The 11,505-nt window shown below is 38.8% G+C and carries 14 protein-coding genes and 1 tRNA gene; 8 read left to right on the top strand and 7 right to left on the bottom strand.

Annotated elements, in window-relative coordinates; all coding sequences use genetic code 11:
• Positions 1-15: 15 nt before the first annotated feature.
• On the bottom strand, positions 16-258 hold the full coding sequence (locus tag ACQY4U_RS15755; protein ID WP_428330400.1) for a hypothetical protein: 243 nt from the start codon (positions 256-258) through the stop codon (positions 16-18).
• Between the two features lie 102 nt (positions 259-360).
• On the opposite strand from ACQY4U_RS15755, the gene ACQY4U_RS15750 reads away from it, so the two are divergent.
• Entirely contained in the window at positions 361-996 is a 636-nt protein-coding gene (locus tag ACQY4U_RS15750; RefSeq protein WP_428330399.1) for a hypothetical protein, read from the top strand.
• A 7-nt stretch (positions 997-1,003) separates the two neighbouring features.
• On the opposite strand, the gene ACQY4U_RS15745 is transcribed toward ACQY4U_RS15750, so the two are convergent.
• Complete coding sequence (locus tag ACQY4U_RS15745) at positions 1,004-1,615, bottom strand: hypothetical protein (protein WP_428330398.1); 612 nt, start codon at positions 1,613-1,615, stop codon at positions 1,004-1,006.
• Positions 1,616-1,753: 138 nt separating this feature from the next.
• On the opposite strand from ACQY4U_RS15745, the gene rpsF reads away from it, so the two are divergent.
• The 4 genes from rpsF to mtgA all read left to right on the top strand — a co-directional run bounded on the left by rpsF (position 1,754) and on the right by mtgA (position 3,736).
• On the top strand, positions 1,754-2,119 hold the full coding sequence (gene rpsF / locus ACQY4U_RS15740; RefSeq protein WP_428330397.1) for a 30S ribosomal protein S6: 366 nt from the start codon (positions 1,754-1,756) through the stop codon (positions 2,117-2,119).
• Positions 2,119-2,382 (top strand): 30S ribosomal protein S18, encoded by a 264-nt coding sequence (rpsR, locus tag ACQY4U_RS15735; RefSeq protein ID WP_295672178.1) that lies wholly within the window; start codon positions 2,119-2,121, stop codon positions 2,380-2,382. Before rpsF ends, rpsR begins: the two co-directional genes overlap by 1 nt.
• Before the next feature lie 16 nt (positions 2,383-2,398).
• Complete coding sequence (gene rplI, locus ACQY4U_RS15730; RefSeq protein ID WP_428330396.1) at positions 2,399-2,842, top strand: 50S ribosomal protein L9; 444 nt, start codon at positions 2,399-2,401, stop codon at positions 2,840-2,842.
• 132 nt (positions 2,843-2,974) lie between these two features.
• A complete protein-coding gene (gene mtgA / locus ACQY4U_RS15725) occupies positions 2,975-3,736 on the top strand; it encodes a monofunctional biosynthetic peptidoglycan transglycosylase (protein ID WP_428330395.1) in 762 nt (253 codons plus the stop codon).
• 22 nt (positions 3,737-3,758) lie between these two features.
• On the opposite strand, the gene ACQY4U_RS15720 is transcribed toward mtgA, so the two are convergent.
• Positions 3,759-4,379: a YdeI/OmpD-associated family protein gene (locus tag ACQY4U_RS15720; protein WP_428330394.1), complete on the bottom strand. Its 621-nt coding sequence runs from the start codon at positions 4,377-4,379 to the stop codon at positions 3,759-3,761.
• Positions 4,380-4,482: 103 nt separating this feature from the next.
• Positions 4,483-5,013, bottom strand: coding sequence for an ABC transporter ATPase (locus ACQY4U_RS15715; protein ID WP_428330393.1), 531 nt, complete (start codon positions 5,011-5,013; stop codon positions 4,483-4,485).
• Between ACQY4U_RS15715 and ACQY4U_RS15710 the strand changes: the two genes are divergently transcribed.
• The 3 genes from ACQY4U_RS15710 to ACQY4U_RS15700 all read left to right on the top strand — a co-directional run bounded on the left by ACQY4U_RS15710 (position 5,012) and on the right by ACQY4U_RS15700 (position 7,333).
• A complete protein-coding gene (locus ACQY4U_RS15710) occupies positions 5,012-5,494 on the top strand; it encodes a hypothetical protein (RefSeq protein WP_428330392.1) in 483 nt (160 codons plus the stop codon). The genes ACQY4U_RS15715 and ACQY4U_RS15710 overlap by 2 nt on opposite strands.
• A 265-nt stretch (positions 5,495-5,759) precedes the next feature.
• A tRNA-Phe gene (locus tag ACQY4U_RS15705) sits at positions 5,760-5,832 on the top strand.
• Positions 5,833-6,025: 193 nt separating this feature from the next.
• Positions 6,026-7,333, top strand: coding sequence for a phage integrase SAM-like domain-containing protein (locus ACQY4U_RS15700; RefSeq protein WP_428330391.1), 1,308 nt, complete (start codon positions 6,026-6,028; stop codon positions 7,331-7,333).
• A gap of 217 nt (positions 7,334-7,550) precedes the next feature.
• Here the strand turns inward: ACQY4U_RS15700 and ACQY4U_RS15695 are convergent, their stop codons facing one another.
• Genes ACQY4U_RS15695 through ACQY4U_RS15685 form a run of 3 tightly spaced genes read right to left on the bottom strand, consistent with a single transcriptional unit; the run spans position 7,551 to position 11,504 of the window.
• Entirely contained in the window at positions 7,551-8,288 is a 738-nt protein-coding gene (locus tag ACQY4U_RS15695) for a hypothetical protein (RefSeq protein ID WP_428330390.1), read from the bottom strand.
• Positions 8,275-9,069, bottom strand: a complete 795-nt coding sequence (locus tag ACQY4U_RS15690; RefSeq protein ID WP_428330389.1) for a hypothetical protein — start codon at positions 9,067-9,069, stop codon at positions 8,275-8,277. The genes ACQY4U_RS15695 and ACQY4U_RS15690 overlap by 14 nt, the downstream gene beginning before the upstream one ends.
• The gene (locus ACQY4U_RS15685) at positions 9,066-11,504 is read right to left on the bottom strand and encodes a hypothetical protein (RefSeq protein WP_428330388.1); all 2,439 of its coding nucleotides are present in this window, start codon (positions 11,502-11,504) and stop codon (positions 9,066-9,068) included. The genes ACQY4U_RS15690 and ACQY4U_RS15685 overlap by 4 nt, the downstream gene beginning before the upstream one ends.
• Between the last annotated feature and the right edge of the window lies 1 nt (position 11,505).

Below are 11,505 nucleotides of genomic sequence, written 5' to 3'. Positions count from 1 at the left end.
TAATTATAACGAGGGCTAAAAATCATCATCGGGCAGGTGGTCGTCATCGTCCTCATCCAGGATGTTGTTCTCTATCTTCATTTCGTGAACATCGTCCATATCGGCAGCCATATCCTCAAAATCCTCATCGTCAATATCTGTCCAGTCATCATCCTGTTCGTCATCGTCGTCGTCGCCATCGGGCGATAGCGCTACAATTGCAGTTTTTTCCGGATAGATAACATTTGTGTTTGGTAGTTCAATATCTGATAGCAACATAGTATGTTCGAATTAAATTGCCTTTAAAGCATGCTAATTTATGAAGGCAATGATAGTAATATTTATATCTTTATAGCAAGCCAATAAATCTAAGTCCTTTTCATGAAATTTTTGATCCTTTTGCCGGGACTTTTGTTTTTTTACCTCGCAAATACATTTGCCCAGGATACGTTAAAGAAAACTAAACCCATTACTACTAATCCTATTATTTATGCCGAAACCAGTATTGGAGCGGGCCTTGCTGGTGTACAAGGGTTTCAATTTGGGCTCGGGTTAAATTACCAGCTCAATAAAGGCTTGTTTACATTACGTTATATAAGGCTGCAGGATTTGAGCATTACGGTATTACCACTTGCACCGGTGGTGTTTTTGCCCGGGATCAGAAACAATGGCAGCCTTGATGAATATGCACTAATGTATGGGTTGAGGCTTATTAACGGTGGGCACTCCTTTAGCTTTTCGGCAGGGATCTCCACCAATAACAGGATCATCAATTATAAAGATGATCATAACCAAAGCCATAGCACCGAAAGCCGCTACGCAGGTATCCCGTTTGAAGCCAACTTCCTGCTGTTTAAACCTACGCGGCAACGGATCCGAATTTATGATATTATACCGGTTGGCAAACCAACCGCTTTTGGTGGCAGCATTGGCTTAAAGCTGGCAGGCAACGTATCGCAACGCAGTTACCTGGCTATGGGGCTTGTATTTGGCATGGGCTACCATAAACATTATTGAGTGTATGCTATAGTATAGTTATGGCGGTTATTTCCTTTACCTTATAATAACCTTTTGCCTGCGGCAGATAAACTTCAATTTCCTGCCAGGTTATTTTCACCTTTTTACCGATGAGTTTAGCAGTACCGTTCATCCATTCTTCTGAGCCTGTAAACTGCCTTAACCATAAAAATGATTTTTCGGCCCCGTTTTCTGTTATTACAATATAATTAAACCCTTTAAGATCAATACGCTTAACAACACCCTGGGTACTGCTTTCAGTTGCTTCACCACTTTTATCGTCTGACATTTTCATCCCTAATTTTAAAGCTGCAGAACAATTTTGCTTTAGCAGGTTGGTACCAATCTCTGTACCTAATTTATTCATCTCCGCATCATCGCTAATGGAGATCTTTCGTTCTTCGGCTACCTCTATCAATAAGGCCGAATGCTGTGTAAAGCAATCGGTAAACACGGCGTAAGCCTCTTTTTTATTTTGGATCTTAGACATATCAACCCTGCTGATACAATTGCAAATGCTATCTGTAATTTTTATTTCGGCAGGGCCTGGTGTGGTAGTTTGTGCAAATGCTAACTGTGTTAAAAAGAAACAAAAGAGTGATAAAACCGTGATTTTCATTTAGGCGTGTTATAAGATTAGTAATAAATGCATTAATGGCGTTAAATATACAATATTATCTATTTGATAAATCTAAAATTCTTACTACATTTGCAGCCCCGTAATAGCGGGTAATTTATTAAAAATCAAAGTATAACAATGCAACAGTACGAAATTGTGATCGTTCTAACCCCGTTGTTGTCAGTTGAAGTTGCTGCAGAGGCTATTGCCAAATACAGCAAAGTTCTTACTGATAACGGAGCCGAAATTGTCCAGGAGGATAATTGGGGTTTGAGAAAATTAGCGTATCCTATCCAAAAGAAAACTACAGGATACTATCACTTAACCGAATTTAAGGCTCCGGGTGATTTAATTAATAAACTGGAAATTGAATTAAGGCGTGATGAGCGTGTTTTACGTTTCCTAACCATTGCTTTGGACAAACATGCCATAGCTTACAATGACAAAAAACGCAGCGGTGCTTTCAACAAAAAACCCGCTAAAGCAGAGGAGGCAGCAAACTAATGGCTAACGAACAAATTAAATACGTTACCGCTCCTAAGGTGGAGGATACACGTAAAAAATACTGCCGTTTCAAAAAGAACGGAATTAAGTATATCGATTACAAAGACGCTAACTTTTTATTAAAGTTTGTTAACGATCAGGGTAAAGTATTACCCCGCCGTTTAACTGGTACTTCATTAAAGTTTCAGCGTAAAGTGGCCCAGGCTGTTAAGCGTGCACGTCACATCGGTTTATTACCTTATGTTACAGACTCATTAAAATAATCAGGAGGTAAAAGAAATGGAACTTATTTTAAAACAAGACGTTAAGCACTTAGGTGATAAAGACGATGTAGTAAAAGTAAAACCTGGTTATGGCCGTAACTTCCTTATCCCTAAGGGTTATGCTATACAGGCTACCGTATCTGCTCGTAAAGTTTTAGCTGAAAACCTTAAACAGGCTCAGTTTAAACAAGAAAAAATCCGCAAGGATGCTGATGCTATTGCAGCACGTTTAGAAGGTGTTAAACTTACTATCGGCGCTAAAGCTGGCGAAAGCGGTAAAATATTTGGTGCTATCAACACAATACAGGTTGCTGATGCATTGAAGAAAGAAGGCTTTGAAGTAGATCGCCGTCGTATTACTTTTGATCAGGAGCCTAAATTTGTAGGCGATTACATTGCAAATGTAAACCTGCACAAAGAAGTAAAAGTTCAGGTACCTTTTTCAGTTGTAGCTGAGTAATTAATTTCTGATAGCGGTTGTCCCGGTTTTCAGAATTAGCACTATATTTAAAGGTGTTTTGCAATTGCAGAACACCTTTTTTACGTTATTATGCGTTGATGTTAACCTTCAACCACAAAGCCCTTATTATTAGTGAAAACCATCAGCAATAAAAAAACAATCGGGAATAATAAAGCAACTCCCGGCAAATCAAAAAGCATGTTTAGAGGCGGCCTCATCCGGCTTATTTTAAGGGTAATTAAGTTAGTAGTTATTGTTTTTTTTATAGCCAGCATCTTTTTAGTCGTATTATTCCGCTTTGTTAACCCGCCGTTTACCCTGCTGATGATTGAACGCGGCTTTGAACAAAAGGCAGATGGCAAACCCTGGAAAATAGATAAGCAATGGAAAAGCTTTGACGAGATTGCCCCCTCCATGAAACGCGCAGCAGTAGCGGCCGAAGACCAGAGTTTTTTAGAGAACCACGGGTTTGATTTCAGGGCTATTGAAAAAGCGATAAAGAAAAACGCCAACAGTAAAAAACTAATTGGCGGCAGTACCATATCACAACAAACAGCTAAAAACGTTTTTTTATGGCCAGGGCGTTCCTTTGTGCGCAAAGGCTTTGAAGCTTATTTTACCATGCTGATGGAGATCTTTTGGAGTAAAAAACGCATTATGGAGGTTTACCTTAATGTAATTGAAATGGGCGACGGCATTTACGGGGCCGAAGCAGCATCACAAGCTTATTTCCATAAGCCTGCATCCGAGCTTACCAATCACGAAGCAGCTGCAATTGCGGTGATATTCCCAAGTCCGCTTAAATGGTCGGCAACCAACCCTACGCGTTATTTAAAGCACAGGCAATACCTGATTATGAAAAATATGCGAAGGCTGGGGCCTTTGGAGTTTTAACTTATAAATGCACTTTACAGCTTTATTTTGTTTGATACTTCCAATGTCTTGACTTCCCCTCCGTCATCCATTCTACGGCGGTTTCCATGCGTTTTAAGCGTGTGGCGTCGGTCTTAGCTTCGGTAATCCATACTACATACTCTTTTTTATGGGAGTAGCTGAATTTTTCAAACACCTCCATAGCTTTTGGATGATCAACCAAAAAGTCAATAAAATAATCAGGAATAGCCAGCGATGCCTTTTCTAAAGGTTCCTTTACTTTTTTTACAGGGGCCTTTACACTCTTTTCGCTGTTCATAGCAATAGCCTGCAATATAAAATCAGTCAGGATGTTTTTTGAAGGCAGGTCTTCAATGCGGGTGATTTTACTAAAGCTTCCGGCGGTTTGATCGCCAATTTTTAAAACCTTTTCAGGATCGTTCAATAAAGATGCCTTCCAGAAACCAAAGGCACAATGCTCCTTAAATGCGGCCATCTGGCAAATAGTGCCCTTGTATTCGAAAAAGGGAAACCCCCATTTAATGGTTTCTGAAATTAAAGGCGAAGCTTCATGTACCACCTGCCTAATATATTGCAACACAGGCTTTGCAAATTCGGCAGACTTCTCGATATAAGCATCTACCCGGCTATCATATTGTTCCATCTGTTTGATATTTGGTTTAACCACAGGCAGGCAAAGCCACGCTATGCCTACCTAAATATCAGATAAATTTTTCAAATTTAAAATGAGCCGATAATAATGCTGCTTACGAAACCAGATTACCAAACAGCTGGATATGCCAGCTATCCTTAAAAGGCACTTCCCACTTGTTTTGCAGTTCGGTTAGGTTTTGTACCATGTTATTAAACACAATGGTATTTGTGTTAATACTGCCCTGCTTTAACAAGGCTTCAAACTCGCTGCGCGGAGCCGATAGCACCTTCTCCCCTTCGCGGTAGGCCAGGTTAAAACGATCGAGCAGGTTGATATTATACTGCGCCTCTATCTGTTTCATAAAGTTAACCGACTTATCAATTGAGCAGCCGCTTGCCCCTGCCTGATTCTCGTCAACTATCAGTATCAAAAAACGGTTATACCTCACTTCGGCTTTAGCCTTTAGCTGGTTATTATGGGCTGTCCAGCCAGTTGTAAAGCTATCGAGCTGGTTTTGGATCTGCTGTACTTCGCTTCCGGTAAGTTCTCTATCCGACTGATATACCCAAACCCGTGAATTTTCTGAAAAATGCATATACAAAGCTATGCATTTTATTAACTTCGGGTTTAATTTTGTTGTCATGTTTAGATCAGTTGTGCCCGGAATTAAAAACCTGTTGTTTGCTGTGGCGATAATGATTGCCCTAACGCTTAACTACAGTTTTAAATATAGCATGAACAGCCAGGACTGGCTGATATGGACCAACCATTGCCTCTCTCAAGCCTACGACCCATCGGCCGATACCAAGCTTAAAAAGTGGGATTTTTTGGTCACCGGCGATTCTTTTATCCGCCTGCGTAAAACTTATGCCAAAGGCAAACAGGAATACTTCTCCTTTAACCTCCATAATTTTAATGATATGGATTATATAGGCAACACCAATGTTGGCACCCTTGAATTAAAAACAATGGCCGACGATATTATTGTGCAAACCTATAACGACCGCAAAGGAGATGTTGACTCCATGACCACTGTATTAAACATCCCGGTAAGAAACATGGAACCTGAACGCCTGGATAGCCTGCGCATGGCCTTTAATTACTTTAAAACAAAAGGACTTTAAGATTTTTACGCCAGCACTAAACAGGCTTTTATTCTTTTTGAATTGAATCTTTTAGGATCAATGCGTATAAAACGCTTTTTTAAAATTAGTTTTCGAGCTAAATTGAAAAAAAAGTAACCCGTTTAATTATCTGCTAAAGCCAATAATTTAGTGACTGATTAATCAGAGGAAATAAAATACACTCATATTCAGCACGATGTGACTTTTTTCAAAAAAAACTACCAGAACACAAAAAAAAGGCTACATTTGCATTCCTTAAACGGTCGGTATCATAGCTCAGTCGGTAGAGCAAAGGACTGAAAATCCTTGTGTCGCTGGTTCGATCCCAGCTGATACCACAGAATTAAAAAAGGTCTTTTTCAGCAGAAAAAGGCCTTTTTTCGTATGTTTGGGCACTTTCTAAGGCATACGCCATCTGTCAGGAACGATCCGTTCCGATAGCTTTTACATAATTTTTTGTTTAACCCATCGTAAAAAGGGCACAAATAGGGCACAAAACTATTTGGACTTTTTATGCCTAACAATTATGTCATGGCAACTGTAGGTATTAAAATTCACAAACACCACAAAAAAGCAGACGGAACTTACAACGTAAAAATCAGGGTAGCACACAAAGGAGAAAAAAAGTACATCGATACTCCTCACTTTGTTGTTGACAAGCAGCTTACCGCAAAATTTATCTTAAAGGATGCGATCTTAAAGCAGATCATCAACAAGACATTGGATGATTACCGGGTTACGATCAGTAACCTAGGGCCGAAATTGGAACTCTTTAATCCTGAAGATTTAAGAAACCATTTAAGGGACAAGAATGAGCCAATGGATTTTTTCAAGTTCTGTAATGACCATATAGAAGGTCTAAAAAAACAAGGGCGAAAAGGATCGGCAGGGACGTTGAATACTGTTTTGCTTAGTCTGCAAGATTATTTTAAAGGTAATTCTATATCACCTTTAGAAATCAACGAATGGATGCTTAATGCTTATGAAAAATATTTAAGGGCTGAAAGAAAATTTGAACGCTTAAATCAGGGTAGACTGATCACCCGGACAGTAAAGGGAATGTGCGATGCTGCGGTTCACAATCATTTTAGAGACTTGCGGATATTGTTTAAAGCCGCTATGAAATTCTATAACAAACCGCAAATTGGCGAAATCAAGATACCCTATTGCCCATTTGATAATTACAAAATAGTTGACGCGCCGGAGACCAAGAAACGAAATCTGACTATTGAGCAACTTAAAACGATCCGTGATTGCAAGGTGCCAGATGACAGCAGGGCCGAATTAGCGCAAGACCTTTTTATGTTATCTTTTTACTTATGTGGGATGAACGCAGTTGATTTATACAATTTAAGGGCATGCAATATCAAGAAAGGCCGAGTAGATTATAACAGAAGCAAGACTATCCGAAGATCGGATAAAGCATTTATAAGCATAAAATTGGTAAAAGAGGCGAAACCACTTTTGAATAAGTATCTTGAAAAACTACATACCCGTTATAATAGCTTTGAAAATTTGGATAGAGCTATCAATGAGGGAATGAAGTCTGTCAATGAAAAGGCAAAATTATCAGGGATAACTTTTTATTGGGCGCGGCACACGTTCGCCAACCTCGGCCGCAACAAGTGCCGTATGAGCAAAGACGATGTTGGGTTAGCGCTTAATCACATGGATCAGGGAAACAAAACCACCGATATATATATCGAAAAAGATTGGAGTATTGTCGATGAAGTACAGTCAAATGTCATCGCGTTACTAAGCGAACCTAATGAGCATAAAATAAAAAAAATTACCAGCACAATTGAATTACGTAAAACGATGCGTATTGTCGGCACATAAACATTATAAAATTATGAGAACGTTCATTTTGTTATGTCTAACTTCTAGAGTTGGAACCTGTGCGTTTCTTGCGGCCACTAATTCCTCAAACAAACTGCCACTATTTGTTAGGGCTTTTTTATTTGAATTTCCTCTTCAAAATCAATTTCATATACCTTTGCATTAGACCTTTATTCGTTTACTCTTGATTACATTATAGAGGTAAAGTGCAATAAAGCTATTTTAGTCGGTGAACAAAGCTGATGAGATCGTCAATACCCCCTGTCAGTGCCCGTTTAATCATTTCCTTTTTTGCTTCATTAATTATTTCCAGCAGCAAGGCGAGACCTTTCTTTTTTATTTTGGCAAAAATTGAAGATAATTTCCTTACGGCGTTCTGTTTGCTTAGATTTTGTATGTTGTCACGGAGCTCGTAAGAATCAGTTATAATTACACTGATATCCGTATCCTCTATTTTATTTTCATTCAGTTTCTTTATAACATAATCTAACAGTTCAAAAATAAGTACTTGTCGCTGATGGTCAAACGGTGCAGTAGCAGCATCGTCATCCAGTATTTCAAAGTCAGTAAAAAACTCTTCTTCATAAGCTTTGGTGAATGCGGTTTCTTCATCCCAGGTAAGATCCTGATAGGCACGAAGGAGTGTGATCCAATTTTCAAAGTGCTCCAAGATTACCGGCAATTCATTGTTATAGCCGGTGTTCGTTGAATTGTTTTCATTCTCAGGAAAATATTTAAAGTTGAAAAAGGGGCGAAAATCTCCGGTAAGTGATGGGTTTGTTATCATGAAATAAAAGTTCTCATCTTCCAGGTACCGCAAATTCAGCACATCATTAGGATTTTCCACTTCGGCGATGATGTCATTATTTTGAAAGGTCAGCGAACGAAATTTCTCTCGTAACACTGCGATGGCCTTTGATAAGGAAAGCGGATAAGCTGTTTTATTTTTCATCATTTTCTTTTTTAATCATCAGGCGCTGATATTTTTTATTAAAATGTTCTGGATAAAGAAAGCGATTCCCGCTGTTTTTTTCGTAAAAAGCGACCCAATGCAGATTGCGGTTGACCAAGTTGACAATCATGGATATTGCCCTGAACCTAAACTTAAACAACAGCGTTTGAGCATCAACTTCGGAATAGAGCAGTTCGAGCCGTTCCTTTTTTAGTAAAAATTTATCGAGAAAAGCAGGAATACTGGTAAACTTATCATGTTCAAATTTACTCATCACAAATGGCCAATCCGTATTTGTGACTACAGTCAGGTATTGCCGGAGGTCTGTAAAATCATACTTGTGGTAAATTTCAGGCTTTGACTTAAACAATGATTCCAGTCCCATTTTCAACAACAACTTTGAAGTGGGCACCTCTGTTTTCTCAAAAGCAGGAACGACCAGTTTAAATGTCCCTGACGCAGCATCAAAGTCGGTTATATTAACTTCATTTAAATTTTTTAAGGTTATTAGTCCTTTGGTGAAATTCTTACTGCCTTCGATGGTCATACCGCCGATCCTGCTTTTTACCGCGTTACCTTTTTTGGTAACTGTTGCAGCTATTGCCCTTTCCATGCCAAAAATAGTATTGCTTAAGGACACTCCTTCAAATCCCGAAAAGCGGTTGTTACACGGGTCACACACTTCACCCTTATCGAGTACGTAGCGTTTGTTACCAAATGATTCAGAAACAATATGTTCAATTGATTTACCGGGTTTAGGGTTATCGCAAAATATACAACTCATTCCATACCCTCCATTTTATGTGGCAATCCAAATATCCTTCCGGAGCGATACCAAGGTTGACCAACTTGGTGCGTAACTATTTTGCAGTGTTCATAAGTCACGGCCTTTCGCAGCTTATCCAGCTTTCCCGCATCAATCGTTCCACCATCATAAGCTAAGATCAGCATGTCAGGACGGATATTATTGCCAAACCAAGCCAATTGTTTCATCACTTCAGTGTTAAACTGCTTGGCATTGCTTTTGGCTTCACCAATGATCAATTTACCATCTTGGATAGCTAATATGTCGATATCGGTAGTCCATGGTTCTTCATTCGCTTCCCTAACTTCAAATTCGAGGCATGGTGCATATAAAAAACTATCGTGACAATTCCTGGAATCGTTTTTTAGCCATGCCAACGTTCTTAAAACTACGTAATTGCCATGATACGGTTTACGACGTGCGTTTGATGAAGCTTCTACCAAATTGTTGATGAGTACATCGTTTAATTTGTAATAAAGGTGACTGTTGAACTTCGGAATAACTTGATTTAAACAACCTTTACAATTCATTTTGTTTTGCAATTCATTCAGTGAGTACCAGCTATTGCTGCCACACTGAAAGCACTTAACCTTCATACCGATGAACATGGCATCCCGTTCAACCAAGTATTGAAGGTCGCCGTCGATGTGCGTTTTTAAATCTTCAGTAATGTTACGACGGATAAAATCGTCCAGATAATCCTCATCGACCTCAAAATCCGCAGATTCTCTCTTAAAGAGATTCTTGATATCTTCTCGATGATGAAAATAAATTAGCGTTCTTTCATGCAAAAGGTCCTTGTAACTGAATATTCCTTTATTTCCGGGATATTTGCTTGCCTCAAACTCGTGCCTATTTTTTATCGGTAGTACTTCTTCTTTTTTATCGACCGGAACTGGTAACGCTACTGATTCGGATTCATTTGATGTGGTTGATACTTTTTCCGCTACGATCACTCCATCTTTAAATTCAGAATTACCCATAAAAAGATCGAGCCAGAATTTATCACCAGTGAAATCGTCGATCAACTGCCAGTTATTCTCAAATAGTTTTATAAAGGCAGAAAGACGCTGCCCTGCATTACTCAAAACAGGATAAGTAATCGGAAGTTGTACCCTTTCCTGACCTTCATTCCGAACCATTAGCCGCATTCGGATAATCTCCAAAGCGGATGGCACCTTAGCATCGATGCCTATATAAGCGTCGCCCAGAAATAAGCAAATATTGTTGTTTCGATTAATTCGTCCTTCCTGCTGACAAACCATATGAAAAAACTCCGTAAAGTTAGGAAACTTGATCCTGTTGCTTTTGCGGTTGGTTTCTTTCACTAATTCAATATCGAAAACATAATTGCCGGAAATTGTAGTTGTATCACCAATGACAGGCTTTGGTAGTTTTAAATAATCCTGTGTACCGAGTAATAAATTCTTAATAGGATGGATAGCCCCGATCATGATCGTTTGAAAAAATGGGTAAGGAAAAGTTTTCTCCTGTACTGGTAAAAAATTCACAAACTTATATTGTTCCTGAATTTTTCCGATTAGCAAATTCAACTCACCATCGGGTATACTTTTTGAAACGACATAAACCGAAGCACCATATAGCATCTCGTATAAAAAACCTTCGAATGAACGATCAAGGAGTAATTGTTCAAATTCATTTCTGCTCGCAATCAATTGTTTGATACGGTTATCCGGCTGCTGGTATAATTGCCGGTTCCAAAAATATAACAAGTCATTTACAGAATTTTCATCATCATAAATAATGAATTCCAACTGTTTGGTTGCCCATTCATTTTTTGCACGGACGGTTGTGGCATTGGCATTTAATTCAGATAAATGAGACTTAAAGAAAGGTTTTTCTTCATGCAGGTACTTATTGATCTCACCGAAATTCTCCTGGGTTATCTTAATAATTACAAAATTTTTGGTGTAACGGTCTTCACCCATGTAAAACGGCGTAACACCAAAATTTAACTGGTAAAATTGTTTTGTTGGAAACGATACTCCTTCATTTATATATATTAATGTCCGGTTACTGCTCGTACCAAAATTATTGATTACATCCTCCTGGAGTAATTGGTTAGCTTCCACACCTTCCATATCGTTTCCTACGCGTTCATTTATCTCGATATACTTTCGCGGATTGAGAAACCAATAGCCTTTTATTACCGCAAGATCGATTCCGGGTGCATAAAATACATAATCCGGGTCTTGGTGCTGTATCAAATTGATATATGCAGGGTCGATCTCGTTATGCTGTGTTGGGATAATCGGGTTATATCTGCCACCCCAATAACGGTAATTTGTCAAGATGATTTTACAAACCAATTCTTTAGTTACTTGGTCATCTACTAAGAACAGGTAACGAAAATTCCTGGGCGAGGTATAACAAAAAGTTTTTGGTTCAGTCATG

The sequence above is a fragment of the Mucilaginibacter sp. genome, from assembly GCF_965277465.1.
Taxonomy (GTDB): domain Bacteria; phylum Bacteroidota; class Bacteroidia; order Sphingobacteriales; family Sphingobacteriaceae; genus Mucilaginibacter.
This window is presented reverse-complemented; position numbering and strand designations above follow the sequence as displayed.

Bases quoted from the DNA above. Each gene is read 5' to 3' on its own strand.
- ACQY4U_RS15700 (WP_428330391.1), top strand. From the start codon at position 6,026: ATGGCAACTGTAGGTATTAAAATTCACAAACACCACAAAAAAGCAGAC.
- ACQY4U_RS15685 (WP_428330388.1), bottom strand. From the start codon at position 11,504: ATGACTGAACCAAAAACTTTTTGTTATACCTCGCCCAGGAATTTTCGT.
- ACQY4U_RS15695 (WP_428330390.1), bottom strand. From the start codon at position 8,288: ATGATGAAAAATAAAACAGCTTATCCGCTTTCCTTATCAAAGGCCATC.
- rplI (WP_428330396.1), top strand. From the start codon at position 2,399: ATGGAACTTATTTTAAAACAAGACGTTAAGCACTTAGGTGATAAAGAC.
- ACQY4U_RS15710 (WP_428330392.1), top strand. From the start codon at position 5,012: ATGTTTAGATCAGTTGTGCCCGGAATTAAAAACCTGTTGTTTGCTGTG.
- ACQY4U_RS15690 (WP_428330389.1), bottom strand. From the start codon at position 9,069: ATGAGTTGTATATTTTGCGATAACCCTAAACCCGGTAAATCAATTGAA.
- rpsR (WP_295672178.1), top strand. From the start codon at position 2,119: ATGGCTAACGAACAAATTAAATACGTTACCGCTCCTAAGGTGGAGGAT.
- ACQY4U_RS15715 (WP_428330393.1), bottom strand. From the start codon at position 5,013: ATGACAACAAAATTAAACCCGAAGTTAATAAAATGCATAGCTTTGTAT.
- ACQY4U_RS15750 (WP_428330399.1), top strand. From the start codon at position 361: ATGAAATTTTTGATCCTTTTGCCGGGACTTTTGTTTTTTTACCTCGCA.
- ACQY4U_RS15720 (WP_428330394.1), bottom strand. From the start codon at position 4,379: ATGGAACAATATGATAGCCGGGTAGATGCTTATATCGAGAAGTCTGCC.
- rpsF (WP_428330397.1), top strand. From the start codon at position 1,754: ATGCAACAGTACGAAATTGTGATCGTTCTAACCCCGTTGTTGTCAGTT.
- ACQY4U_RS15745 (WP_428330398.1), bottom strand. From the start codon at position 1,615: ATGAAAATCACGGTTTTATCACTCTTTTGTTTCTTTTTAACACAGTTA.
- ACQY4U_RS15755 (WP_428330400.1), bottom strand. From the start codon at position 258: ATGTTGCTATCAGATATTGAACTACCAAACACAAATGTTATCTATCCG.